A 24,164-nucleotide genomic window follows, 5' to 3' on the forward strand; every position below is an offset into this window, starting at 1 on the left:
CATTCCACTGCCTGCTCGGCGCTTACGCGCCAGCGGGGGTCGGATCGCCGAACGGCCCCTTGCGCTTGCGCGTCTTGGGGATGGACGAACCCGCCGCCGGGATCACCGACGGCTTGATCGTGGTGCCGTCGTCGCGGGTGATCTCGCCCTTTTCCAGCAGCGCCTTGATCTCCTCGCCGGAGAGCGTCTCATATTCCAGCATGGCGTTGGCCAGCAGGTGCAACTGGTCCTCATGACCTTTCAGCAGTTCCTGCGCACGGGCATAGCCCTGCTCCACCAGACCCCGGATTTCCTTGTCGATCAGCTTCGCCGTCTCGTCCGACATATGGACGCGCTGGCTCTGCGAATAGCCAAGGAAGGTCTCGCCCTGCTGCTCTTCATATTGCAGCGGCCCCAGCTTGTCGGACATGCCCCACTGGGTGACCATGTCGCGCGCCAGCTTGGTGGCGTACTGGATATCGCCCGACGCACCCGACGACACCTTGTCGTAACCAAAGATGATTTCCTCGGCGACGCGGCCGCCCATGGCCACGGCCATGTTCGCGTGCATCTTGTCACGATGATAGCTGTAGCTGTCCCGTTCCGGCAGGCGCATCACCATGCCCAGCGCACGGCCGCGCGGGATGATCGTCGCCTTGTGGATCGGGTCGGACGCCGGCTCATGGACCGCGACGATGGCATGGCCCGCCTCATGATAGGCGGTCATCTTCTTCTCGTCGTCGGTCATGACCATGGAGCGGCGCTCGCTGCCCATCATGACCTTGTCCTTGGCCGCCTCGAACTCGTCCATGGCGACCAGGCGCTTGCCGCGACGGGCTGCCATCAGGGCGGCTTCGTTGACCAGATTGGCGAGGTCCGCGCCCGAGAATCCCGGCGTGCCGCGCGCGATGGTGCGCGGGTTGACGTCCGGCGCCAGCGGCACCTTCTTCATGTGAACCGCCAGGATCTTCTCGCGGCCCTCGATGTCGGGACGGGGCACCACGACCTGACGGTCGAAACGGCCCGGACGCAGCAGCGCGGGGTCCAGCACGTCGGGGCGGTTGGTCGCCGCGACGATGATGATGCCCTCATTGGCCTCGAAGCCGTCCATTTCGACCAGCAGCTGGTTCAGCGTCTGCTCGCGCTCGTCATTGCCATTGCCCAGGCCCGCGCCGCGATGGCGACCGACCGCGTCGATTTCGTCGATGAAGACGATGCACGGCGCATTCTTCTTGGCCTGCTCGAACATGTCGCGCACGCGGCTCGCGCCGACGCCGACGAACATCTCGACAAAGTCCGAACCCGAAATGGTGAAGAAGGGCACGCCCGCTTCACCCGCAATCGCGCGGGCCAGCAGCGTCTTGCCGGTGCCGGGCGAACCGACCAGCAGCGCGCCCTTGGGGATCTTGCCGCCAAGACGTGCGAACTTGCTCGGGTCCTTCAGGAACTCGACGATTTCCTGCAGTTCCTCGCGCGCTTCGTCGATGCCGGCGACGTCATCGAACGTCACCTTGCCATGCTTTTCGGTCAGCAGCTTGGCCTTGGACTTGCCAAAGCCCATCGCGCCACCGGCGCCGCCGCCCTTCTGCATCTGGCGCAGCACGAAGAAGGCGATGCCCAGGATCAGCAGGAACGGCAGCGACTGATAGAGCATGATCTGCCAGAAGCTGGGCTGCTGTTCGGCCTGGCCCGAATATTTGACATTATAATCGTCCAGCAGGTCGGTCAGCTTGGGATCATTGACCGGGACCGTGCTGAAACCCTGGCCACTCGACAGGGTGCCGGTGATCCGGTCGGGCGCGATCGCCACATCCTTGACCTGGCCTTCCTGCACCTTGGCGCGGAATTCCGAATAGGCGATGGCGCTGCCGGCCTGGGTGGTCGGGCGCTCGAACAGCGAAACGAACAGGAGCAGGGCGATGATGACCCCTGCCCAAATCATCGCACTCTTGATCCAGGGATTACCCTGTGGGTCTTTTTCGTCGTTCATCATCACTCTCTTTCACCCCGCAAGATAGGGTGTGGCCGGCAAAGCGCAAGCTGGACGCGCCGTCCGCTGCCGATTTCCGGCCCTGTCGATTGTCAGATGGTCAGTTGCCGGTCAGCTGGAACAGCGCGACATAGGCCAGCACCAGCGCCAGGCCGGCGGACAGGCCGCACAGCAGATAGCCCATATAGAGAAGCAGCGGCGGATGCGCCTTGTTCAGCTTCCGGTTCCGCTTCACGGCCGAGAGGATCACGCTGACCAGCAAGCCATAGGTCAGCGCCGCAAATTCCATCATTCCGAACAAATCCCGCTATTGGTCACGCCATGTGGTTAACGGCCCATGGGTTAAGAACCGGTCAGCACGCCGCCCAAAAGCGACCGGCCGTTGGCACCTTGCGTCGGACGGTGGAACTTTTCCGAAAATCTCAGCGTCGCGGGGGTGCCGGCGACAGGGTCCATACCGCGCCACCGCGCAGCAGCCAGTCGCCCAGACTCGCCTGGCGCCCCGCCCGCGCCGCGGCAATCGCCCGGTCCAGCGCCTCGCCGCGCGGCAGCACGATCTCCGGGTCGGCGGAACAGAGCATCTCGATCAGCAGCCGGCGCAACAATTCGCGCGGCAGGTCGGTGCGGTCCAGCACCCAGGCGTCGGTCGACGGATGGATATGCGTGGCCGCCAGCCCCGCCACCGTCCATATCAGCGCCGCCTCCGCCTCCGCCAGCGCCGCCGCGCTGCGTGCCGCCGCCTCGGCATCGATCCAGTCGACGCCATCCAGCCGCTTGCGCAGCGCCGCCCGGTCGAAGCGTGGATCGGCATTGGACGGGTCCAGCACATAGGGCAGCCCCGCCTGGTCGGCATGGGCCTGCAACTGCGCCTTGCGCACCGTCAGCAACGGCCGCAGCACTCGGCCGGCCCGCGCCCGCACCCCGGCCAGGCCGCCGACCCCCGATCCCCGGTTGAGCCGCATCAGCAGGGTTTCCAGCTGGTCGTCGGCATGATGGGCGGTCAATATCCAGTCCAGCCCGGCGCCGGCCCGCCACGCCTCCAGCTGGGCATAACGCTGCCGCCGCGCCCAATCCTGGATATTGCCGGACACTTCCGTCTCCGGCGCCAGGGTGGCATGGGGGACGCGCCGCTCCGCGCACCAGCGCGCGACCATCGCTGCCTCGGCCGCGGATTCAGCCCGCAATCCATGATCCAGCGTCGCCGCCGCCACCCGGCCGGGCCAGGCCTGCACCGCCAGGTCCAGCAGCGCCATGCTGTCCGGCCCGCCCGACACCGCAATGCCGAACCGGGCCGCCTCCTCCCCGTCCACCAGCGCGCGCACGGCCAGCCGCAGCGCATCGGGGCGATGGGAAGGTGCCAGCTCCGGCACGTCTATCGGCTCACACGCTGCACTTGGCCTTGGTCCGGCCCTTGTCCATCATGCCGCGCAGGCCGCTCGACAGGGTCGAACCATAGACCTGTTCCAGCTCCGCATAGACCTTGCAGGCATCCGCAGGCTTCTTCAGCTGGATCAGCGCCTCGCCCAGATAGGCCAGGCTGTCGGGGGCGCGCTCGCCACGCGGGCGCTTCTGGTAATTTTCGTAGAAGGCGACCGACGCCAGCGCCGGCTTGCCATCGTCCAGATAGGCGCGGCCCAGCAGGTTGGCGGCGCGGCTGCCGACCGACCCTTCGCCATATTTGTCGACCGTCGCCTTGAGCTGCGCCTGCGCCTCGGGATAGAATTTCGCGTCCCACAGGCGGAAGCCATAGCTATAGGCATCGCCCGCCGCATCGCCGGTATCCGGCTTCTCGATCGCCGCCACCGCCGTCTTGCGCGCATCGCTGGCCACCGGCGCGGCGGCCGACTTTGCGGGCGGGGTCGTCGGCTTGGCAGCAGCCGGCTTGGGCGCGGGCGCATCGGTCGCGACCGTCGGGCGCATCACCGGCGGGCCGGCTTCGACCGGCGTTGCAGCCCGCGCTTCGGCTTCCGCCTTGTAGCGGTTGAACGCCTCTTCCAACTGCTTGAGCTTGTAGCTGTTTTCCTCGACCTGGCCGGTGATCGAGGCGAGCTGCGATTCCAGCGCCCCCACCCGCGCGGTCAGGTCGGCCACCGGGCTCGACGTCGGGCTGCCCGGCGCGATGGTCGGCGTCTGGGGTCGGGTGATTTCCGCCTCTACCGGCGTGCCGGCCGGGAACACCTTGCGCTGCACCGCCCGCATTTCCTTTTCCAGCCGGTCGACCCGCAGTTCGACCGTGGGATTCTGCTGGGCAGCGGCCGGCACGGCCGACAGCAGCGGGGCCGCCAGCGCGATGGCGGTGGTGGCGAGAAAGGCGTAACGCATGATGATCCCCGACTAAATCTTTCCGCCTTTAACCATAGGCGGACGCGCCACGCAACAAAGCGCGGCCCGCTCGTACCTGTCCGGCTATGGGACGGATTAGTTGCCCGCGCTGGGCTGCGGCGCGGCGGTCGGCGGCGGTGGCGCAGCCGGCGTCGGCACGCTCCCCTGCCCGCCTGCGGGCGTCGTCGGCGCCCCTGCCGGTGCGGCAGCCCGTGCCAGCAGCGCCTCGGCACTGACCGGAACGTCGGCGATGGTGCGGTCGGCCGCGCCCAACGGCGGGATCGCCTTGCCACCCACGGTCACGTCCAGCGCCTGCGGGCGACCGGTCAGGATCGTCGGATTGCGCGCGCCGGCCGGCAGGGTGAAGCTCTCGCCCTTCTTCAGCAGCCCGTCCTTCAGCCGCTCGCCCGCCTCGTCGACGATGCGCATCCACACATCGTCATTGGCGGTGAACACCACCGGCCCGGTCACGGGCGCCGCGATCGGCGCCTGCACGCCCGCCTTGGGCGCGGCGGCGGGCTTTTCCGCCTGCTGCTCGGCGATTTCCTCGCCGGTCGGCGGGGTCAGCAACTGGGTGCGCCAGATGGTGAAGCCGGCAATCACGATGATGCCGATCACCGCCGCGGTCCAGGCCAGGGTGCGCGACGGCACCCGCGCCGGATCGGCCGGCTCGAACGCTTCGTAGCGGGTCGCCCCCATGTCGGAATTATGCACGGCATTGCGCACGTCGGCGGCGATCGCCACCTCGTCCAGATCGATCGCGCGGGCATAGGCGCGGGCGAAACCCACCGCATAGGGAATGCCCGGCAAGGCGCCATAATCGTCCCGCTCGATCGCCTCCAGCTGCCGCTGGGCGATGCGGGTCCGGGTGGCGATATCCTGCACCGACAGCCCCTGCGCCTCGCGCGCGGCGCGCAACTTGGCGCCGGGGGTGCTGGGATGCGCTGCCGTCGCGTCGTCCGCGACGGGTTCGAATTCGGGTTCGTCTGCCATGCTGCTCCGCGACCTTGATTGGCGGCCTTGTCTCATTGTGGGACGGCGCTTGTCAACGCCGGGGCGGTGTCTTTTCAGGCCAGCTCGATGTTCCGCTGCTCGGCCCAGCTGGTCAGTTGCGCGCGCAGATCGCTCGCCCCGCTGTCCAGCAGATCGCGCATCAACGCCTGCAATTCGGCCGCATCGATCGCGCGGATCATCGCCTTGACCGGCCCGACCGACGCCGGCGTGATCGACAGCCGCCGCACACCCAGGCCAATCAGCGCCATCGCCTCCAGCGTGCGTCCGCCCATTTCGCCACAGACGCCGACCGGCACCTTGTAGATCTCGCAGATCCGCACCACCCGATCCAGGAAACGCAGGATCGCCAGGCTCAGCCAGTCATAACGCTCCGCCAGCTTGGGATGGGCGCGATCGGCAGCGAACAGGAACTGGGTCAGGTCGTTGGTGCCGATCGACAGGAAATCGAGCTGCGGCAACAGCAGGTCCAGCACCTCGGCCAGCGCCGGCACCTCCAGCATCGCGCCATAGCGCACCGCCACCGGCAGCTTCTTCTTCTGCCCGATCAGCCATTGCCGCTGATGCTCGACCAGCGTGCGCGCCTCCTCGAACTCCCAGGGTTCCGACACCATCGGGAACATGATGTTCAGTACCTTGCCCGCGCTCGCCTCCAGCAAGGCGCGCGCCTGCGCCTTCATCAGGCCGTCGCGGTCCAGCGCCAGCCGGATCGCGCGCCAGCCCATGGCCGGATTATCCTCATGCTCGTCATCCTCGCGCGTCATATAGGGCAGCGCCTTGTCACCGCCGATGTCGACGGTGCGGAAGATGACCGGCCGGTCGCCGGCCGCGTCCAGCACATCCTTGTAGAGCCGTTGCTGCTTCTCGCGCTGCGGCAGCGTCGCCGACACCAGGAACTGAAATTCGGTGCGGAACAGGCCGATGCCGTCGGCGCCGACCATGTCCAGCGCCTGCGCATCCTCGCGCAGGCCGGCATTGACCATCAGCTCGATCCGCGCCCCATCCTGCGTCACCGAAGGCAGGTCGCGCAGCGCGGCAAATTCCGCCCGCCGCTTCTGCGTGATGTGCAGCTTGGTCTCGAACGCCTCCTCCATGTCGGGCGTCGGCCGGATCAGCAGCGCATTTTCGGCGACATCCATCAGGATCAGGTCGCCTTCATTGACCCGGTGGCGAATGTCGCGCACCCGGCCCAGCACCGGCACGCCCATGGCGCGGGCGACGATGGTGACATGAGCGGTCAGCGACCCCTCCTCCAGGATCACGCCCTTCAGCCGCCGCCGGTCATATTCCAGCAGCTCCGCCGGCCCCAGGTTGCGCGCGATCAGGATCGCGTCCTGCCGCAGCCCCAGTTGCGCCGCCGTCCCCAGTTGCCCGGACACGATGCGCAGCAACCGATTGGCCATGTCCTCCAGATCGTGCATCCGGTCCTGCAACAGCGGGTCGTCGATCTGGCGCATCCGCATCCGGGTGCGCTGCTGCACCCGCTCGATCGCCGCCTCGGCGGTCAGGCCGCTGTCGATCGCCTCGTTGATGCGGCGGATCCAGCCCTCGTCATAGGCGAACATCTTGTAGGTTTCGAGCACCTCCTGATGCTCGCCCTCGGTCCCGAAATCGGCCGTGCCGGTCATCCGGTCGATCTGTTCGCGCATCTTGGCAAAGGCGGAAATGACCCGCTGCCGCTCCGCCTCCGTATCCTCGGCGACGGTATGCTCGATATGGACGCGCGGCTGGTGGAAGACGACATGGCCCCGCGCCATGCCCATCACCAGCTGCAGCCCGGTCATGATGTTCGATCCGGTTTCCTGCACCCGCGCATCGGTCGGGCCGTCATCGGCCAGTTCGGCATTGGCGATCAGCTCGGACAGCACCATGGCCACCGTCTGCAGCGCCTCGATCTCGACCTCTTCATATTTGCGCGGCTCGACATGCTGCACGCACAGCACGCCCAGCGCCCGCTCGCGCCGCACGATCGGCACGCCGGCAAAGCTGTGGAACAGTTCCTCGCCGGTTTCCGGGCGATAGGAAAAATCGGGATGGGCGGCGGCCTCGTCCAGGTTCAGCGGCTCGACATTGGTGGCGATCAGCCCGACCAGCCCTTCGCCCTTGGCCATGCGGGTGACATGCACCGCCTCCTGCTTCAGGCCGCGGGTCGCGAACAGTTCCAGCACGCCCTCGCGCACCAGATAGATGGAGCAGACCTCGCTCGACAGCGATTCGCCGATGATCTCCACCACCTTGTTCAGCTTGGCCTGCGCGCTGGTGCGCGCCGCCATCACCTCCTGCAGGCGGACGAGGATCTGGCGGGCGGCGGCGGCGGGCGTACTGGGCATGGCAAATCGCTAACAGATGGATGGCTTTCTTTCCAAGCGCTTTCCTCGCGATATGTTGATGAACCCCGCAGAAAAGCACGATTGTTGCGCATCGCTGATAAGCTAGGTCATCTTCCTCATTTGCGTGGCGGATACATGCTGTACATTCGTCTAACGCCGCAAAGGCAGCATCAAGCATGTCTGGGAGTCAGGGATCATGGAAACGACCACGCCAACGGAGTTTGAACAGGAGCTTCTGGACCGCGGCTATTCGCGCCGCCAGCTGGCCAAGGTGACCGCGCTGCTCGGCGCCGGCGCCGTCGCGATGCGTACCGTCGGTGCCGCCGCACAGCAGGCCGCCAAGCCGGTCGAAGGCGCAGTCCGCATCGGCGCCAACGAATGCTGGACCGGCCCTTTCCCGGTCGCCGCCGAAGCCGCCTTCAAGCTGGTGACCGAAGGCAATCGCTACGAACCCGACAATGAGCATGAAAAGCTGTTCGCCGCCGTCGCGCAGGTCGAAGGCATCCCGGCCGACCGCATCGTCGCCTGGCCCGGCTCGTCCGATCCGTTGAGCCGCGTCGCCGTCGCCTTCGCCTCGCCGACCAAGGGCATCGTCACCGCCGACCCGACCTATGAAGCGATCTGGCGCACCGGCGCCTGGCTCGGCGCCAAGGTGACGAAGGTGCCGCTGACCAAGGACAATGCCCATGACGTGAAGGCGATGCTGGCGGCCGATCCCAATGCCGGCGTCTATTATATCTGCTCGCCCAACAACCCGACCGGCACGATCACGCCGATCGGCGACATCGAATGGCTGGCCGCCAACAAGCCCAAGGATTCGGTGCTGGTGGTCGACGAAGCCTATATCCACTGGACCGATACGCCGCGCGCCGCCAAGCTCGCCGCCACCCGCGACGACGTGCTGGTGCTGCGCACCTTCTCGAAGCTGTTCGGCATGGCCGGCATGCGCCTCGGCCTCACCTTCGCCGCGCCGTCGCTGATGGAAAAGATGATGCGCTATGACGGTGGCCAGGTCACCGCCATGCTGCCGATGACGGCCGTCGCCTGCGGCACCGTCTCGGTCGCCCAGGCCGATCTCATCAAGGCGCGCCAGGCCGAAATGGCGGCCAACCGTGACAAGGCGATCGCCCATCTGACCAAGAAGGGGATCAAGGTGCTGCCGGGCAGCATGGCGAACATGTTCATGGTCGACTGGGGCAAGCCCGCCAAGGACATGCAGGCCGCCCTGCTGACGCAGAAGGTGCAGATCGGCCGCAACTGGCCGATCTGGCCCAATGTCTCGCGCATCTCGGTCGGCTCGGCCAGCGAGATGGACGCCTTCTGCAAGGCCGTGGACGCGGTCTGGAAAGCCTGATCTGACCTGACCTTGCGAAAAAGGGGCTGCGGCGCGCAAAATAAAGCGTGCCGCAGCCCCTTTTGCATTGCGGAAATTGTTTCCGCCTTCGTTTCTCCAGACGAAATCCAAGGCATTTCGCAGGAAAACAAGGGGACAATCGGCATGACCATGATGTTGGACAAGGAAGCGCGGGAAGACCTGATCGAGCGCGGCTATTCGCGCCGCCAGCTTGCCAAGGTTGCCGCCCTGATCGGCGCCGGCGCCGCGATGCACGAAATGCTGGCCGCGCCCGCCTTCGCGCAGCAGCAGGCCGCCCGCGGCATCAAGGGCGCGGTGCGCATCGGCTCGAACGAATGCTGGACCGGCCCCTTCCCCTCGGGCGTCGACGCCATCGCCAAGGCCGGCGCCGTCGGCAACTGGTATGATCCCGACAATTATCGTGGCGACCTGGTCTCGACCATCGCCAAGGTGGAGGGCATTCCCGAAGCCCAGGTGATGCTGTGGCCCGGCTCGGGCGGCCCGCTGGTCTCGACCGTCGCGGCCTATTGCTCGCCGACCAAGGGCCTGGTGACCGCCGACCCGACCTTCGAATCCGCCTGGCGCACCGCTGACTACCTCAAGGCGCCGATCGCCAAGGCCCCCCAGGCCATCGGCAAGGGCCATGACGTCAAAGCCATGCTGGCCGCCAACCCGAACGCCGGCCTCTACTATATCTGCACGCCCAACAACCCGACCGGCACGATCACGCCGATCGCCGACATCAAGTGGCTGCTCGACAACAAGCCGGCCGACGCCATGCTGCTGGTCGACGAAGCCTATATCCACTTCTCGGACGCACCCAGCGCCGCTTCGCTGATCGGCAACCGCAAGGACATCATCGTCATGCGGACCTTCTCGAAGCTGTTCGGCATGGCCGGCATCCGCCTCGGCCTCACCTTCGCCGATCCCGAAGTGCAGAAGCGCCTGATGCTGTTCGGCCCGTCGGCCGGCGGCCTGTCGATCACCGCCATGGCCTGCGGCAACGCCGTCTATCCCGAAGCCGCGCTCATCAAGGCGCGCCGCGACGAAATGATCGCCGCCCGCGACCAGACCATCGCCTGGCTCACCAAGAAGGGCATCGAAGTCCAGCCGGGCAGCCAGGCCAACATGTTCATGGTCAACTGGAAGAAGCCGGCCAAGGAAATGCAGGCCGCCCTGCTCGCCTCGCCGGAAAAGGTGCAGATCGGCCGCAACTGGCCGATCTGGCCCAATGTCTCGCGCGTCACCGTCGGTTCGGCCGAAGACATGACGAAATTCTGTGCTGCTGTGGACAAGGTCTACAAGGCCTGATCCACGGCATCCCATAGCAAAGCCGTCACGAAGGAGGGGCGTTCGGACAACCGGGCGCCCTTTTCGCGTACCGACCGGGCCATATGGACCTTGCCGAAGGGCCAGAAGCGCGCGCCATGACGATGGCCGACTTTGGCGGCTGACGACCAGAAGCTGCTCTCACCATCGTCGTCATCCCGGACTTGATCCGGGATCCATTCAGCGCTCCCCATCCGCCGTAGCGCGGGATGGATCCTGACTGTCGTCAGGATGACGCCGGCTGTGACTGGCAAGAAACGACCAGAAGCGGCTGCAAATTCCTCCCCTGCAAGGTTCGGCAGAGGCACGCGACTCTGCCGAAGGGGACCACGAAGTGGTGGAGGGGTGTCACGCTATCGAGAGGGGAATATCCCTCCGTCTGGCCTTCGGCCAGTTCAAGGGAGACGCGGGTCTCCCTTGAACTCCCCTTGCAGGGGAGGATGGTCTGAAAGCGATCAACTGTGGCCGTTCAGCCCCCGCTTCTCAATTCCAGGGTGCAGTCGGTCCGCGCCTGGAGTTTCCATGCGCAAGACCGGCTGTGATGGGAATGAAAAGGTCCGGGCGTCCGATCAGCACCTCATTCCCCTCCCCAGGCTGATGCCCCGCTCCGGCTGATACACCTGACGAGAGGCGCGTGTGCCATCCACATGTGCAACACTTGCCCCTCGCCACTATGCAACTGGCGCTACCCTATGTTGCCGGTCAGTTCTGGTTCGGGCTCGCCGTTCCGATCTTGTCCATGGCGTCACTGACCGTCCAGCTCGCCGCTTTGGCGCGCGGAGGAAACTTCTTGAAGCTTTCCAGCAGGTGGGCAACGATCGCTTGTGCGGGCACCATCAGGAACATGCGGTGCGCGATGAAATCTCCATAATAGATGCTTTCGGGGCCGCGTTCGAACGGGTCTGATCGCAGATTGATCATCATCGGCGCGCGCAGCGCGGTGAACTGGCCTTGCCAGACGCCGACGGGCGTGCGCGGACTGATCTCGGTATTCTGGGCCAGGAAGTTGACCTTCCACTGGTTGACGCGGATCGCCATCAGATCGCCGTCGTCGCTCCAATAGGCAAAGCCCTTGCGCGGCGCTTCCGTCTCGTCGCCCTTGAAGAACGGCATCAGATTGTGACCGTCCAGATGGACCTTGAACTTGGTGTCGCCGATCTTCCCGCCCTTCTTCACCCGCTCGACCACATTGCTGTCGCCCGCCGCGGCGGCCAGCGTCGGCAGGAAGTCTTCATGCGCGCAGATGTCGTTGATCACCTGGCCGGGCTCGATCACGCCGGGCCAGCGGATGACGCAGGGTACGCGGAAGCCGCCTTCCCAGTTGGTCGCCTTCTCGCCCTTGAAGGGCGTGGTGCCGCCGTCGGGCCAGGTGAAGCATTCGGCACCATTGTCCGTGGTGTAGACGACGATGGTATCCTTGGTCACGCCAAGCTCGTCGACCAGGTCGAGCAGTTCGCCGACATGCCCGTCATGCTCGACCATCCCATCGGGATAGATGCCAAGGCCGGTCTTGCCTTTCGAGGCGTCCTTGAGGTGGGTGAAGATGTGCATCCGGTTGGAGTTGAAATAGCAGAACCAGGGGCCGCCCGCGTCATGGTTGCGCTTGATGAAGTCCTTGGCGTCGGCGAGGAACTCTTCGTCCATCGTCTCCATCCGCTTCTTGCTCATCGGGCCGGTATTTTCGATCGTCTGGCCGCCCTTGCCATCGGCCTTGCACCGCAGCACGCCGCGCGGGCCATATTTCTCGCGAAATTTCGGATCCTTGGGGTAGTCCTCATTCTCCGGCTCTTCTTCGGCATTCAGATGATAGAGGTTGCCGAAAAATTCGTCGAAGCCGTGCATGGTCGGCAGATGCTCGTCGCGGTCGCCGAGATGGTTCTTGCCGAACTGCCCCGTCGCATAGCCCTGCGCCTTGAGCACCTGGGCAATGCAGGGATCATCCGGTCCCAGACCCTGATCGGCCCCCGGCAGGCCGACCTTGGTCAGGCCGGTGCGGATCGGCGATTGGCCGGTCAGGAACGCGGCACGGCCCGCGGTGCAGCTTTGCTGGGCATACCAGTCGGTAAAGCGCGCGCCCTCCTGGGCAATGCGGTCGATATTGGGCGTTTTGTAGCCCATCATACCGCTATTGTAGCAACTGGCGTTAAACCAGCCGATATCGTCACCCATGATGAACAGGATGTTGGGTTGCTTTGCCATTGACAGGGCCTCCATCAGTTTTCGCGGACATGATGGATGTGACAATCAGCGCGCGTGCGGTATCAGTGAAAACCCCGGAAGCGTCCCTGCCTGCCCCTGGCGCGTCAGCGGCATCATGTTGGTCGATCTTGAGCGAGCGAACTGCAGATGCGACAGTTCCACATGGAGGCGTCCGCTTGATCCATCCGATCCGGTCGCCCTGTGAAAAGGGCTTTCCTACAGGCAGGCGCCTGCCGTAAACTTCCGGCCGGCTCCTTCTACCGTCAACCCATTCTATTCCGGTGGATTTTTCCTGTCCGCCGATAATTCCTCATGGCGCATACGCGCAAACTTTCGCGCATCATGTCCCAACATATTGAAACAACGCCAATATTCATCGTGAAACTTTGCGTGAAACGGCCATGTGGCGGCCGGCCCAGTCAATTTCCGCGCCGCTCCGGCTCCTTCACCTCCCCATGAGCCTAGAATATCTTGCGCACCGACAGCATCAACGTCCGCCCCTCGGGATCGAGATAGGCGGGCTGATAGGCGACCGGCGTCGCGCCCGTGCCATCGGTCACCTTCTGACGCCGGTTCAGCAGATTGCCGACGGTGAAGCTCACCCGCATGCCCCGCGCCCAATCCTGCCCGCGGAACCGGTTGGCCATGTTGGCGAACAGCCGCAGGTCGAACGTCACCAACTGACCAAAGCGCAGGTCGCCGCCCGACGCCGTCTGGTCCCCGGTCACATGCGACGCACTCTGCCAGTTGCCGTCCAGCCGGATGCCGACGCCATTGTCGATCACGCCACTGCTCAGCTGCACCTTGTGGCGCGGCTGCGGACTGCCGCCCAGCGTGCCACCGTTCAACAGGTCGACCCACGGACCGCCTTCGCTCAGCAACACCGCGTCGCGCAGCATGATGCTGTGATAGAGCGAGAGTTGCAGCCGCGCGCCATTGTCGCTGCCGCCGCCGAACGGACCGCCGCCGGGCGGGCCGAAGCCGCCCCGCCGCCCGGCCCGCCGGGACCGCCCAGACCACCAGGTCCACCGCCGGGCGGCGGACCATCGGGCGGCCCCATGCCATCGGGCGGAGGGCCAGGCGGCGGACCAAAGCCATCCGGCCCGCCAAAGCCGCCGGGCGGCCCCATCGGCGTCGCATCATCGGGCCGATGGCCGTCGACCAGGATCGCATCCTGCTCGGCATCGGGACCATCGCCGGGCGCGCCCTCTGCGGGCTGTCCATCGCCACCCTCTGCCTTTGGCGCCGCCATCTGCGCCTCACCGCCCTGCGCCGCCGCCCGCCGCCATGGCGGCACGAAGCCGGCCGGCGGCTCGGGCCGCTTGGGCTTACGCAATATCTGCGTGAAATTGAGGCCCCAGCGCAGCTGCTTCACCTCCTCGCGCGCGACATTGACGGACCGTGTGTCGATCCGCGTCAGCATCCCGTCCTCGTCGCGGCTGTAGCGATCGGGGAAGGCCGCCTCCAATGCGGAAGACACGCCGGTCAGGCTGATGATCGCGTCGCGCGTCTCGCTGCTCACATAATTGGCCGACAGGGTCAGGTTGACCTTGGTGAGCGGCTTCACCGTCGCGCCCAGCTTGAACTGGTGGCGATTGTCGGCGGTCAGCGCCGGATTGCCGCCGCTCACCTGCGTCACCGTCACGCTTTGCCCGCGCACATAGTCATAGACGCGCACATTGCTGGTCGTGATGGTCGGGCTGTTGCGCTGGTCCAGCGTCGGCGCGGTCCGGTCATTATTGACCGCCGCGATGATGGTGATGCCGGTGCGCGGCGTCCAGCTGAGGCCATAGCCCAGCGTGCCGAGCGCGCCATAGTCGGAAACCTGCGTCACCGACGCGTTCATATTGGCGGTCAGCGTCCCCAGCACCGGCAGGAAGCCATTGCGCCGGCTGGCGATCGGCAGGTCGAAACTGATCTGGGCGCCGCCATTGGTGCGGCTCGCGGTCCGCTGCGACATCACCCCGTCCAGCGTGCTGGACGATCGCAGGCTGCTCGTGTCGCCGCTCAGCCGCAGGTTCATGCCGACATTGCCGGCCGGCAGCTTGAACAGCTTGCCATTGATTAGCAGGCTGGCGCTGCCCGTGTCCTGCAACGCACGCGCCTTCTGCGTGCCCATGCCCCCCAGCAGGCTCGTCGGCAGCACGCCATCGGCCGCGACATCGCCCGCGTCCAGCGCCGCCTGCACATCGTCCAGATCATAGCCGCGATCGCTGTCGGTGCGGCTGTCGCTATGGCTGTAGCTGCCGATCACCGACATGCGCCAGGTCTTCGACAGGTCGATGTTCAGGCTGACACCGCTGCTCAGCGTCAGCGCGCGCGTGTCCTGATGCAGCGGATCGAGCGACAGAATGCGGTCGACCGTCTCGTCGCCATCGGTCAGGCTGCCGGTGGGCAGGCCATTCAGCGCCTTGCTGGTCTTGTAATCCGCCCGCCCGTTCCAGGACAGGTTCGCCGTCTCGCTCAACTGATGCGCGACCGTGGCATTCAGCATATAGCTGCGGGTGGCGGGCGACAGGGTGCGATAGGCACGGTCCTCACCGACCCGCCCGGTCGGATCGCCCGCCGCCTCCTGATCGACGATCACATCGCGCTCGCTTTCCAGCAACGAGGCGGAGGATTTCGCCCGCGCCGTCACACTCACCCGGTCATTGTCGCGAATGCGGGTATAGCCCACGTCGCCGGCCAGATTTTCGCCCTGCCCCGCCGTCGCGATCCCGCCGCCCGCATTGGCGACCTGCGATCGGAAGCGGCGGCGCAGGATGATGTTCACCACCTTGCGCTGCGCGTCATAGCCATATTTGAGCGCGACCTCCTCGGGCAGGATGTCGAGCCGCAAGATCGCCTCGGTCGGCAGGTCGCTGACCTCGTTGACGCCGGAAATCCGCTTGCCATTGACCAGCACCACCGGGCCGTCATCGCTGCGCCCCTGGTTGCTGCTGGTCTGCGACGCGATCTCGTCCAGCAATTCGCTCACCGTGCCGACGCCATAGGCATCGATGTCGGCACGGCCGAGCTGGTTCTGCGCGGGAATGTCGCCGATCACCGCCCCCGGCGGCGCCTGTCCGGTGACGACGATATCGTCGCTCGCCACGCTCTGCGCCATAGCCGGCGTCGATAGGGCGAACAGGCTGCATCCGGCGCGCAGCAGGGCGCTGCCCGCCCGACGGCAGGACAAGGATAGGCAAGGCATCGGCATATATCCCGTCAGTTGCGCGGCGGCGGTCCGCCCGCGCCGCCCGGTCCACCGGGGCCACCCGGACCGCCGGGGCCTCCACCGGGACCACGCCGCGGCATCAGACTGCGCATCTCCTCGGCCGACAGCACCCCGTCATGATCGGCGTCCGCCGCATCGAAGCGGGCATGTTCGAACGCCAGCACTTCTTCCAGCGATGCGCCGGCATCATAATTGCTGTTGGCCTGGGCGATCGCGCTGGCATTGAGCGGTTCGATCAACCGGCCCAGTATCGCATCCTCGGGGTCGTCGCCCAGCTTGGGCATGATCGCCTCGGCCACCGGCCCGCCCTGATCGCCCATCGCGCCCGTTTCCGACAGCGCGACCGATCCCATGCTGCTCTGCCACGCCTGAAACTCGGCCAGGCTCAGCGTGCCGTCATGATTGCTGTCGATCGCATCGAAACGCGTGCGGATGATCGCTTCGCGCCGCGCCTGCACCACCAGCCGCAATTCGTCGATCGTCACGATGCCGTCGCGATTGCTGTCGGCTTGGGCAAACATGACGGTCACGATCCTGTCGATCTGGCTGCGCTTGATCGGCTTCATCTCGCGCGGCTTTTGCGGCCGGCCTTCGCCGCCACCGGGAGGGCCGCCGCCACCGCCGGGCGGGCCACCGCCCATGCCACCACCCATGCCGCCGCCGCCCATGCCGCCACCCATGCCCCCCTGGGCCAGCAACGGTGCCGAACAGAGCAGCAGCGCCGCCCCGATCATCATCTTGCGCATCGCGCCTCGTCCTTCTTCATGAAAACAGGAACGGGGCGGCGCCGTCCCCCGGCGCCGCCCCGCGTCGATCGCGATCAGAGCGTGCAGCGCACCCGCTTGCCGCGATAGAGATAGCTGTCCAGCCTGGCGTCATAGCTCTTGTAGCGATTGCGGCAGGCCTTCTGATGCGCCGCGCCGGTCGAACGGCCCTGGGCCTTGGCGGGTTGGGCCTTGGCCGGCTGGGCTTTGGCCGGTTGGGCCTTTACCGGGGCAGGCTTCTTGGCCGGCGCCTTGCTGCTCACCGGCTGGCTCGCGCCATGATGCGGCGCCTGCGCCATGGCCGGCGCGCCTAGCGTCGCCATCAGCGCGGCGGCGCCCAGGGTCAGGAGCGAGGGATAAGTCATGTCATGGCCTTTCATCTGGGTGGAAAATCTCCGCCCCGTCTGTGGCCACCCGATTTTGCCCCGTCATTTCACGAATATTTCAGAAGCCCACGCCTTATTGCCCTCCTCTGTCAAAGACTTGGCCCGGCAAGCATGCGGCGCGCCCGCATCACAGCCGCCTTGCCAAATTCCCGATATGCGGTATCCAATCCCGCAAATTGAACTTGGACTGGGAGGATGGGATGCGGTTGAGGCAGGCAATGATCGGGCTGGCCCTCCCCCTGCTCGTCGCAGCGCAAGCACCCTCGCCCGCCAGCTGGACCGACCCGACCACCGGCCACCGCATCGTCCGCGTCGATGACCGGCCGGGCAATTATGGCCTCTATTTCAATTATAATCCCTTCACCCCCGACGGAAAGCGCATGGTCTATCTGACGCCGGAGGGGATCCGCGTCGCCGACACCAGCAACTGGCGAACCCGGCTGGTGCTGAAGGAAAAGGTCGATCGGCTGCTGTTCGTCGGCCACCGCGCCAATGTCGCTTATTATACCACCAACCCGACCGGCAGCAGCGAGGGCGAGCCGTCCTTCATCGTCTGGTCGGTCGATCTCGACAGCGGCAAGCGCCGCCGTATCGCGGACATACCGGGCGGCCGCATCGAATCCATCAATGCTGACGACACGCTGCTTGCCGGCCATCGCGAACTCGCCCCGCCGCCGCCTGCCATTGCCGCCCAGGGCAAGCGCGATCCCAAGACCGGTTCACCCAGCTATAGCGGCACCGACGATCAGGGCCGCCCCCTCTCCTTCGCCGCCGCCAAGGAAAAATGGATGGAGGCCCGGCTCGCCGCCGGCGTGCCAATGGAAATCTTCGCGATCGACATCGCCACCGGCCAGCAGCGCCGCATCACCGCGTCGAAGGACTGGCTCAACCATGTCCAATTCTCGCCGACCGATCCTCATCTGCTCATGTATTGCCATGAAGGCCCCTGGCAGCAGGTCGACCGCATCTGGACCATCCGCACCGATGGCAGCGCCAGGACCAAGGTGCATCAGCGCATCCTGCAGGGCGAGATTGCCGGCCATGAATATTGGGCGCCCGACGGCCGCACCATCTGGTATGACCTCATCATGCCACAAGGAATGCGCTGGCTCGCCGGCCATGACGTCGCCAATGGCGCGCGCCGCTGGTATGCGATCCGCCCCGGCCAGGGCTCCTATCATTTCGCCTCATCGCCCGACGGCCGCAGCTTCTCGGGCGATGGCGCCAATGACGGCAAATATATCAGCCTCTTCCACCCCCGCCCCAACGACAATCCCCGCGCCCGCAACACGCTGGCCGGCGACACGCTGATCGCCACCGGCACGCTGGAGACGGAACGGCTCGTCGATCTCGCAAGCCACGACTATACGCTCGAACCCAACCAGCATTTCACGCCCGACGGCAAATGGCTGGTCTATCGCAGCAATATCGCCGGCAGCCCCGCCATCTACGCCGTCGAAATCGCGAAACCCCGCTAGGCCGCGCGCGGACAAGCCCGGCGCCCGCCGAATGGCGAGGATAGGTGGGAAGCTGGCCACCTGTTTCATAGGGTCATCCCCGCGCAGGCGGGGATCCATCTCCCCAGCGTCGGACCAGATGCAAGATCAGGAGATGGATTCCCGCCTGCGCGGGAATGACGGAAAGGGGTGGGTAGGAGACGGTCAGCTTTGAAGAGATGAGGCGTCACAAGCAGACATGATTAAAACAAAATTCTCATTCGTTCCCGATCATAGTCAAGAAGCCATCCATCGAAGGCCGAATAAGCATCGCGAAGTTTCGCTGCATCGTCAGCCATTACGTCCATTCCTCGATCATCATAGGCGTGGAGCATGATCGAATTAACGGGGTCGATCAAAAAAGTCACAACGGGGGCACTTGGATGGATCGGCATTTCATGGGCAATCGCGTGCCAGAGAATGGTGTCACGAGCAGCCTTGTTATTGCTTATTTCGTAGCTACGAATTTTCCAAATATCTGAATCATCGCCGTCTGACTCGGGGTAAAGTGGGGCGTTCCACTCGCTAATTTGAGCGGCGTTAAAACCGGTAGACTCTAACGCATCGAAGCCATTCTTTACTTCGGTAATGCCGATGAAGTTCGGCTCTCGTCCGTTCCAAGCGATCAGACCAACGCAATTCTTGCTGAATAGCTTGTCGGCTATGGTTGAAGACCGATGAAGTGCTTGGAGAAAGCGAGGAACTGACTGGCCGACGTTATCGAACTCTTCGCCGCCAAGCTCAAAGCGCAACCGCACATCATCAGAGCTGAAACGACGTGCCCATAGTCTCGACCATACAGTTTCTATCCCGGAAGTTGCCATGAGGCCTGTTATCAGGTGCGACCCGGATGGCGCAATGTCAGCTTATAGCTTCGATAAAGGCCGAGCTAACCGGCTACATTTGGTCGTTTGCAGACCGTCCGAATTTGTCCCAGCGGCGCACAAGCAAAGAATAGCGTTTAATTGAAATCGCGACATCGCGCGGAAGGGTAAACACCCCCTTCAGCCCATTCCCTCATATTCCGGTAACAGCTTCCCCGTCAGGCTGTCGCCGCGGCGCGCCCGCATTCCTTCCTGCCGGACCCTTGCCATGCGCCGCCTCACGACCAGCTTCATCGACAGCGCCTTTGGCCATGGCGCGGACGGCCGCCCGCTGTTCATGCCGTTCGGCCTGATCGGCGGCCAATATGCCATCCCCGACATGGCCACCGCGCAGCGCCTGCGTCGTGGCGTCGCGCGCCTGCTGCCGCTCGCGCTGCTGCCGATGCTCTGCCTGCTCGCGCTGTTCCTGCCGCCTGTCCGCAACGCCTACGCCCTGCCGCTGCTCGGCGCGATGGCGGCCAGCTTCGCGCTGTTCAGCATCACCTTCTTCCTCTGGGTCCGCCACGCCACGCGCGGCCTGCACCGCGTCGATCGCGCGCGACAGGGCATGCCCGCCCTGCTCGATCCGGACGAGGCGCTTGCCCGCCGCCTGCTCGACCGGGTCCGTCCGCCGCGCACCCGTTCGGCCGAAGAAACGCTGGGCGCCCTGGCCGGTTTCGCCTGCCAGATGCTGCTGCGCCATCGCGCCGAGCAGGAAGGCGCCGCCGCCCCGTTGATCGAGGTCGCGACCCATGACGGGCGGCTGCGCTATTTCGGCGATGCCCTCAACGGCCTGCTCGCCGAATATCCCGGCTCGCTCTGGGCGGGCGTGGGCGATGGCAAGCCGGCGCTGCTACTTGGCCCGATCTTCCGCGAGATGACCGATGCCTGTGTCGGCGACTCCCGCGACTATGCCGACATGATCGGCCTGCTCCAGCGCCACTGGAGCGCAACCGCGCTGATCCTGCGCGGCCAGGGCGTGGATATCGAACGCTGGCCCGACCTGTTCGTCCGCGCGCTGCGGGAACTGGTGCAGGAAGGCGGCGACACATCGCTGCGTCCCGCCCTCCTCTTCATGCGCGCCGCCATCGCGATGTCGAAAATGGACCCGGCGGAAATATTGGTGCCCGACCAGCCCGCCGGCGATCCGCTCAGGCGCTCGCGGCCGACGTCTCGCACAGCGCCTTGAACTGGGCCATCATCTCGTCCCAACCGGGATGGAAGCCCATTTCCTCATGCCGTGCCTTCGCCTCCGCATCCCAGTGGCGTGCGGTCGCGGTGAAGCGGGTGCCATCGCCCTCCGCTGCAAAATCCCAGATCGCGGTCATGAACGGGCTCTGCGGTATCCAGCCGGCGGCATAGGCATCGGTGGTGACGATCCGCGCGCCGGGCACCACCTCCAGGAAAATGCCCTCCATCGGCCCGGTTTCCTCGCCATTCGGCCCGAACATCTGCACCGCGCTGCGGCCGCCGGGGCGCATATCCTCCTCGATCACCTCGGCGCGCCAGGGCTTGGGACAGAACCATTCATCCTTCAGGTCGGTCCACACCTTCCAGCAAATCTCGCGCGGCGCATCGATCAGGCAGGTGACCGACAACTCATGCTCCGCCCCGCTCATGCCGCCTCTCCCAGAAACGCCGCGTGCATCGCGCCGCTGTCCAGCTTCTGCATCGTCATCATCGCCTGCATCATCCGGGCAATGCCGGCACGGTCGCCGGTATGATAATTGTCCATGATCTGGCGCGTCACCAACTGCCAGGAGAGGCCATATTTGTCGGTCACCCAGCCGCATGGCCCGGCCGTGCCGCCATCACCGGTCAGCCGGTCGAAATAGCCGTCCAGTTCGGCCTGGTCCGCACACGCCACCGACAGCGATATCGCCTCGTCAAAGCTGAACTGCGGCCCGCCGTTCAGCGCCTGATAGCTTTGCCCGAACAGGCTGAACTCCACCAGCAGCACGCTCCCGCCCGGCAGCGGCGAAGGCGAGGGATTAACCTCGGGATAATAGCTCACATGGTCGACCGACCCGCCGAACACCGACACATAATAATGCGCCGCCTCCTCGGCCTGGCCATCGAACCACAGGCAAGGGGAAATCTTGTCCATCACCCCTCTCCCTTGCTGCCGACCAGCGCGAACATCGCGCCCTGCGGATCGGTCGCCTGGATGATCCAGGCGCCACCCGGCACCTCCATCGGCCCCTGTAGCACCGTGCCGCCACCGGCCGTCACCCGCTCGACCGCCGCGTCGATGTCGCCGACGGTGAAGTAGAACAGCCATAGCGGCACCGGCATCATCGGCGGCACCGGCATGATGCCGCCGGTCATGCCGTCAAAGTCCGTCGAGCCGGTCTGCGAGACAAGCTGATAACTGCCCATCTCGCCCATATCCATGGCCTCGCCCTTCGACCAGCCGAGCTGCCCGGTATAGAAGGCCAGATCCTTGTCGAAATCGCCGGCATATAGCTCGTGCCAGCCGACATGGCCCGGCGCCATTGGCGGCGGCGCATCCATCCCCTCGGGACTTGATCCCTTGAGCAGCATGAACACCGCGCCGCCCGGATCGGCCATCACCGCAAAGCGGCCAACGCCCGGAATATCCTCGGGCGGACGCTTCACGCTGCCACCGGCCGCGCTCAGCCGTTCGGCATCGGCGTCGACATCGGCCGACCCGACATAGCCGCCCCACCAGGGCGTCATGCCGCAATCCTTCGCCTCCGCCGGGATCGCCATCACCCCGCCCAGCGCCCCGGCGCTGCCGGAAATCACCTGATATGGGCCGTCGGGCAGATCGCCGCCAAACGGCTCTGCCGTCCAGCCGACGACATCGCCATAAAAGGCCAGCGCCGCCTTGGGATCGCTGGTCATCAATTCATACCAGAAGAATTTGCCATTGAAGTCGGTCATCGTCCGTCTCCTGAAGGAGGAAGGTTCAAGCCTTGTGGTCGACCAGCACCTCGAACCCGCCATAGATCAGCCGCGCGCCGATGAAGGGCATGTCCTCGCCCTCCTTGGGCTGCATGCGCTCGTCCTTCATCACCTTCTCGGCGCCGGCATCGCGGGTCGCCTTGTCGGGCCATTCGATCCAGGAGAAGACGACTTCCTCATCCTCTTCGGCGATGACGGCAGTGCGGAAATCATTGACCTTGCCGGGCTTGATGTCGTTGGCCCAGCATTCGACCACGCGCAGCGCGCCATATTCGATGAAGATCGGCGCGGCGAATGCCGCGACCTCCTTGTAGCGTTCCTTGTTGCCCTTGGGCACCGGGATCACGAACCCGTCCATATAGCTCATCGTCTCTCTCCTTCTGCAAGGTCGTCGACATCAGGCGTCGGCAGTTTCTCCCTGGTTCGCGGCCATCGCGGCGGCGACATCCATCCACATCACTTCCCAGATATGGCCGTCCAGATCGGCAAAGTTGCGGCCATACATGAAGCCATGATCCTGCTTGGGGTTCGGCTCGGTTCCGCCCGCCGCCAGCGCCCTGTCCACCGTCGCGTCCACCGCGTCCCGGCTTGTCTCGCTCAAACACAGCAGCACCTGCGCGGTTTCATGGGCATTGGGGATCTTGCGCGGGGTAAAGCCGGCGAACCGTTCATGGGTGAGCAGCATCGCGTGGATCGTCTCGGAAAAACTGATCATCTGCGCGCTGTCATCGGCGAAATCATTGTTCCGCACGGCGCCGACCGCTTCATAGAAGGCGATCGCGGCGGGCAGGTCGGTGACGGGCAGGTTGACGAAGATCATCTTCGGCGCGGGCGCATCGGCCATCGTCTCTCTCCTCATGCTTTCATGGCGGCTCGCACCTTGTCGTGAGTCGCCGACTTGAACTTTGTGCGCCCGAAGATTATATTATGCAACAGACAAGTTAGAAAAGATAACCAATGAGTCCCAACCCGCGCAAACGCGCCTATCAGGATGGCTGTGCCACCGCCCATGCGCTCGATCTGATCGGCGATCGCTGGGCGATGCCGATCATGCGGGAATTGCTGCTCGGCCCCAAGCGCTTCACCGACCTGCGCGCCAGCCTGCCCGGAATCAGCGCCAATGTGCTGACCCAGCGGCTGGAGGAACTGGAAGCGGCCAGCATCCTTGTCCGCCGCCGCCTGCCCCCGCCCGCCGCCAGCCAGATTTACGAGCTGACGGAATGGGGCCGCGAGTCGGAAATATTGTTCATGGTGCTGGGCCGCTGGGCCTGCCGATCGCCCACGATGCAGCCGGGCATGCCGATGAGCCAGGTGTCGGTGGTGATGTCGATGCGCACGATGATCGACCGCACCGCGATCGGCGATCTGGATGCGACCATCGGCTTCCGCTTCGGCGAGGAGGAATTTCGCGCCACGCTCCATGACGGCGATTTCCGCATCGACCGGGGCGACGCCGCTGGCGCCGATGCGATCTTCATCGGCGACCAGAATGCCCTCGCCGCGATCGTCTATGGCGGCCAGTCCTTCGCCGCGATGGCGCCGGCCCTGCAAATGGAGGGCGACCGGGCGCTGGCGGAACGCTTCGTCCGCCTCTTCCCCCTGCCCCCCAAGGCACCTTCAACCGTCAGCCAGGCGACGCCAGCTTCATCATGACAAGACCGGAGAGGATCAGCGCCGCCGCCGCCAGCCGCGCCGGGCTGATCGCCTCGCCCAGGAAGGCGACACCAACGGCAAAGGCGCCCAGCGCGCCGATCCCGGTCCAGATCATATAGGCGGTGCCCAGCGGCAGGCTGCGCATCGCCATCGACAACAGGCCGAAACTGGCGATCATCGCGCCAAGGGTGATGAGGCTCGGCACCAGCCGGGTGAAACCATGCGACTGCTTCATCGCAAAGGCCCAGACGATTTCGAGCAATCCGGCAAAAAACAGGGCAATCCAGGCCATGATGGCGCTCCTTCACAAGGGGCGCCGGGCCGTCCCGGACTTGAAACCCGC

At 65.4% G+C, this 24,164-nt stretch carries 23 protein-coding genes; 5 read left to right on the forward strand and 18 right to left on the reverse strand.

The annotated features are described in order from the left end of the window. Positions 1 to 22 precede the first annotated feature (22 nt). From ftsH to ptsP, 6 genes are all read right to left on the reverse strand, one after another. Entirely contained in the window at positions 23 to 1,969 is a 1,947-nt protein-coding gene (ftsH, locus tag VHN57_RS13985; RefSeq protein WP_004208015.1) for an ATP-dependent zinc metalloprotease FtsH, read from the reverse strand. A 100-nt stretch (positions 1,970 to 2,069) separates the two neighbouring features. After that, entirely contained in the window at positions 2,070 to 2,261 is a 192-nt protein-coding gene (locus tag VHN57_RS13990) for a hypothetical protein (protein ID WP_017502470.1), read from the reverse strand. 130 nt (positions 2,262 to 2,391) lie between these two features. Continuing rightward, a complete protein-coding gene (gene tilS / locus VHN57_RS13995; protein WP_037517275.1) occupies positions 2,392 to 3,339 on the reverse strand; it encodes a tRNA lysidine(34) synthetase TilS in 948 nt (315 codons plus the stop codon). 10 nt (positions 3,340 to 3,349) lie between these two features. Continuing rightward, entirely contained in the window at positions 3,350 to 4,291 is a 942-nt protein-coding gene (locus tag VHN57_RS14000; protein ID WP_278985541.1) for a tol-pal system YbgF family protein, read from the reverse strand. Positions 4,292 to 4,387: 96 nt separating this feature from the next. After that, positions 4,388 to 5,284: a helix-turn-helix domain-containing protein gene (locus VHN57_RS14005; RefSeq protein WP_278985540.1), complete on the reverse strand. Its 897-nt coding sequence runs from the start codon at positions 5,282 to 5,284 to the stop codon at positions 4,388 to 4,390. 74 nt (positions 5,285 to 5,358) lie between these two features. Then, entirely contained in the window at positions 5,359 to 7,632 is a 2,274-nt protein-coding gene (ptsP, locus tag VHN57_RS14010) for a phosphoenolpyruvate--protein phosphotransferase (RefSeq protein ID WP_004208020.1), read from the reverse strand. A gap of 196 nt (positions 7,633 to 7,828) precedes the next feature. Between ptsP and VHN57_RS14015 the strand changes: the two genes are divergently transcribed. After that, entirely contained in the window at positions 7,829 to 8,986 is a 1,158-nt protein-coding gene (locus VHN57_RS14015; protein WP_004208021.1) for a pyridoxal phosphate-dependent aminotransferase, read from the forward strand. A gap of 144 nt (positions 8,987 to 9,130) precedes the next feature. Continuing rightward, positions 9,131 to 10,297 carry a pyridoxal phosphate-dependent aminotransferase gene (locus VHN57_RS14020; RefSeq protein WP_303759775.1) on the forward strand — a complete coding sequence of 389 codons (1,167 nt, stop codon included), beginning with the start codon at positions 9,131 to 9,133 and terminating at the stop codon, positions 10,295 to 10,297. Between the two features lie 720 nt (positions 10,298 to 11,017). Here VHN57_RS14020 and VHN57_RS14025 read toward each other — a convergent pair. The 5 genes from VHN57_RS14025 to VHN57_RS14045 form a co-directional block, all read right to left on the reverse strand. After that, positions 11,018 to 12,514, reverse strand: coding sequence for an arylsulfatase (locus tag VHN57_RS14025; protein WP_278985538.1), 1,497 nt, complete (start codon positions 12,512 to 12,514; stop codon positions 11,018 to 11,020). Positions 12,515 to 12,975: 461 nt separating this feature from the next. Further along, entirely contained in the window at positions 12,976 to 13,413 is a 438-nt protein-coding gene (locus tag VHN57_RS14030) for a hypothetical protein (RefSeq protein ID WP_423284222.1), read from the reverse strand. Next, positions 13,389 to 15,707, reverse strand: coding sequence for a TonB-dependent receptor (locus VHN57_RS14035; protein ID WP_423284224.1), 2,319 nt, complete (start codon positions 15,705 to 15,707; stop codon positions 13,389 to 13,391). Before VHN57_RS14035 ends, VHN57_RS14030 begins: the two co-directional genes overlap by 25 nt. Positions 15,708 to 15,721: 14 nt before the next feature. Beyond that, entirely contained in the window at positions 15,722 to 16,477 is a 756-nt protein-coding gene (locus tag VHN57_RS14040) for a calcium-binding protein (RefSeq protein ID WP_278985536.1), read from the reverse strand. Positions 16,478 to 16,551: 74 nt separating this feature from the next. Next, complete coding sequence (locus VHN57_RS14045) at positions 16,552 to 16,860, reverse strand: hypothetical protein (RefSeq protein WP_278985535.1); 309 nt, start codon at positions 16,858 to 16,860, stop codon at positions 16,552 to 16,554. Between the two features lie 239 nt (positions 16,861 to 17,099). Between VHN57_RS14045 and VHN57_RS14050 the strand changes: the two genes are divergently transcribed. Continuing rightward, positions 17,100 to 18,359, forward strand: coding sequence for an oligogalacturonate lyase family protein (locus VHN57_RS14050; RefSeq protein WP_278985534.1), 1,260 nt, complete (start codon positions 17,100 to 17,102; stop codon positions 18,357 to 18,359). Between the two features lie 221 nt (positions 18,360 to 18,580). Here the strand turns inward: VHN57_RS14050 and VHN57_RS14055 are convergent, their stop codons facing one another. Continuing rightward, positions 18,581 to 19,201, reverse strand: a complete 621-nt coding sequence (locus VHN57_RS14055; protein ID WP_080726959.1) for a DUF3885 domain-containing protein — start codon at positions 19,199 to 19,201, stop codon at positions 18,581 to 18,583. A 268-nt stretch (positions 19,202 to 19,469) separates the two neighbouring features. Here VHN57_RS14055 and VHN57_RS14060 point away from each other — a divergent pair, with 268 nt between their 5' ends. Then, a complete protein-coding gene (locus VHN57_RS14060; RefSeq protein WP_278987797.1) occupies positions 19,470 to 20,429 on the forward strand; it encodes a hypothetical protein in 960 nt (319 codons plus the stop codon). Here VHN57_RS14060 and VHN57_RS14065 read toward each other — a convergent pair. From VHN57_RS14065 to VHN57_RS14085, 5 genes are read right to left on the reverse strand one after another with little or no spacing between them, the layout of a single operon-like run. After that, positions 20,392 to 20,859: an SRPBCC domain-containing protein gene (locus VHN57_RS14065; RefSeq protein ID WP_278987799.1), complete on the reverse strand. Its 468-nt coding sequence runs from the start codon at positions 20,857 to 20,859 to the stop codon at positions 20,392 to 20,394. The genes VHN57_RS14060 and VHN57_RS14065 overlap by 38 nt on opposite strands. Next, positions 20,856 to 21,347, reverse strand: coding sequence for a VOC family protein (locus VHN57_RS14070; protein WP_278987801.1), 492 nt, complete (start codon positions 21,345 to 21,347; stop codon positions 20,856 to 20,858). Before VHN57_RS14070 ends, VHN57_RS14065 begins: the two co-directional genes overlap by 4 nt. After that, on the reverse strand, positions 21,347 to 22,147 hold the full coding sequence (locus VHN57_RS14075) for a VOC family protein (protein ID WP_278987803.1): 801 nt from the start codon (positions 22,145 to 22,147) through the stop codon (positions 21,347 to 21,349). The genes VHN57_RS14070 and VHN57_RS14075 overlap by 1 nt, the downstream gene beginning before the upstream one ends. Before the next feature lie 25 nt (positions 22,148 to 22,172). Beyond that, on the reverse strand, positions 22,173 to 22,535 hold the full coding sequence (locus VHN57_RS14080) for a DUF1428 domain-containing protein (RefSeq protein WP_278987805.1): 363 nt from the start codon (positions 22,533 to 22,535) through the stop codon (positions 22,173 to 22,175). A gap of 30 nt (positions 22,536 to 22,565) precedes the next feature. Next, positions 22,566 to 23,012, reverse strand: a complete 447-nt coding sequence (locus VHN57_RS14085) for a VOC family protein (RefSeq protein ID WP_004208034.1) — start codon at positions 23,010 to 23,012, stop codon at positions 22,566 to 22,568. A gap of 113 nt (positions 23,013 to 23,125) precedes the next feature. Here VHN57_RS14085 and VHN57_RS14090 point away from each other — a divergent pair, with 113 nt between their 5' ends. Next, positions 23,126 to 23,821 carry a winged helix-turn-helix transcriptional regulator gene (locus VHN57_RS14090; protein ID WP_278987808.1) on the forward strand — a complete coding sequence of 232 codons (696 nt, stop codon included), beginning with the start codon at positions 23,126 to 23,128 and terminating at the stop codon, positions 23,819 to 23,821. Here VHN57_RS14090 and VHN57_RS14095 read toward each other — a convergent pair. After that, positions 23,793 to 24,113 carry a DMT family transporter gene (locus VHN57_RS14095; RefSeq protein WP_017501361.1) on the reverse strand — a complete coding sequence of 107 codons (321 nt, stop codon included), beginning with the start codon at positions 24,111 to 24,113 and terminating at the stop codon, positions 23,793 to 23,795. The genes VHN57_RS14090 and VHN57_RS14095 overlap by 29 nt on opposite strands. Between the last annotated feature and the right edge of the window lie 51 nt (positions 24,114 to 24,164).

This window comes from Sphingobium salicis subsp. salicis (genome assembly GCF_049472635.1).
Classification (GTDB): domain Bacteria; phylum Pseudomonadota; class Alphaproteobacteria; order Sphingomonadales; family Sphingomonadaceae; genus Sphingobium; species Sphingobium yanoikuyae_A.

Coding starts and splice junctions, on each gene's coding strand:
- ftsH (WP_004208015.1), bottom strand. CDS start 1,969: ATGAACGACGAAAAAGACCCACAGGGTAATCCCTGGATCAAGAGTGCG.
- VHN57_RS13990 (WP_017502470.1), bottom strand. CDS start 2,261: ATGATGGAATTTGCGGCGCTGACCTATGGCTTGCTGGTCAGCGTGATC.
- VHN57_RS14000 (WP_278985541.1), bottom strand. CDS start 4,291: ATGCGTTACGCCTTTCTCGCCACCACCGCCATCGCGCTGGCGGCCCCG.
- VHN57_RS14005 (WP_278985540.1), bottom strand. CDS start 5,284: ATGGCAGACGAACCCGAATTCGAACCCGTCGCGGACGACGCGACGGCA.
- ptsP (WP_004208020.1), bottom strand. CDS start 7,632: ATGCCCAGTACGCCCGCCGCCGCCGCCCGCCAGATCCTCGTCCGCCTG.
- VHN57_RS14015 (WP_004208021.1), top strand. CDS start 7,829: ATGGAAACGACCACGCCAACGGAGTTTGAACAGGAGCTTCTGGACCGC.
- VHN57_RS14020 (WP_303759775.1), top strand. CDS start 9,131: ATGACCATGATGTTGGACAAGGAAGCGCGGGAAGACCTGATCGAGCGC.
- VHN57_RS14025 (WP_278985538.1), bottom strand. CDS start 12,514: ATGGCAAAGCAACCCAACATCCTGTTCATCATGGGTGACGATATCGGC.
- VHN57_RS14030 (WP_423284222.1), bottom strand. CDS start 13,413: ATGCTGCGCGACGCGGTGTTGCTGAGCGAAGGCGGTCCGTGGGTCGAC.
- VHN57_RS14035 (WP_423284224.1), bottom strand. CDS start 15,707: ATGCCTTGCCTATCCTTGTCCTGCCGTCGGGCGGGCAGCGCCCTGCTG.
- VHN57_RS14040 (WP_278985536.1), bottom strand. CDS start 16,477: ATGCGCAAGATGATGATCGGGGCGGCGCTGCTGCTCTGTTCGGCACCG.
- VHN57_RS14045 (WP_278985535.1), bottom strand. CDS start 16,860: ATGACTTATCCCTCGCTCCTGACCCTGGGCGCCGCCGCGCTGATGGCG.
- VHN57_RS14050 (WP_278985534.1), top strand. CDS start 17,100: ATGATCGGGCTGGCCCTCCCCCTGCTCGTCGCAGCGCAAGCACCCTCG.
- VHN57_RS14055 (WP_080726959.1), bottom strand. CDS start 19,201: ATGGCAACTTCCGGGATAGAAACTGTATGGTCGAGACTATGGGCACGT.
- VHN57_RS14060 (WP_278987797.1), top strand. CDS start 19,470: ATGCGCCGCCTCACGACCAGCTTCATCGACAGCGCCTTTGGCCATGGC.
- VHN57_RS14065 (WP_278987799.1), bottom strand. CDS start 20,859: ATGAGCGGGGCGGAGCATGAGTTGTCGGTCACCTGCCTGATCGATGCG.
- VHN57_RS14070 (WP_278987801.1), bottom strand. CDS start 21,347: ATGGACAAGATTTCCCCTTGCCTGTGGTTCGATGGCCAGGCCGAGGAG.
- VHN57_RS14075 (WP_278987803.1), bottom strand. CDS start 22,147: ATGACCGACTTCAATGGCAAATTCTTCTGGTATGAATTGATGACCAGC.
- VHN57_RS14080 (WP_278987805.1), bottom strand. CDS start 22,535: ATGAGCTATATGGACGGGTTCGTGATCCCGGTGCCCAAGGGCAACAAG.
- VHN57_RS14085 (WP_004208034.1), bottom strand. CDS start 23,012: ATGGCCGATGCGCCCGCGCCGAAGATGATCTTCGTCAACCTGCCCGTC.
- VHN57_RS14090 (WP_278987808.1), top strand. CDS start 23,126: ATGAGTCCCAACCCGCGCAAACGCGCCTATCAGGATGGCTGTGCCACC.
- VHN57_RS14095 (WP_017501361.1), bottom strand. CDS start 24,113: ATGGCCTGGATTGCCCTGTTTTTTGCCGGATTGCTCGAAATCGTCTGG.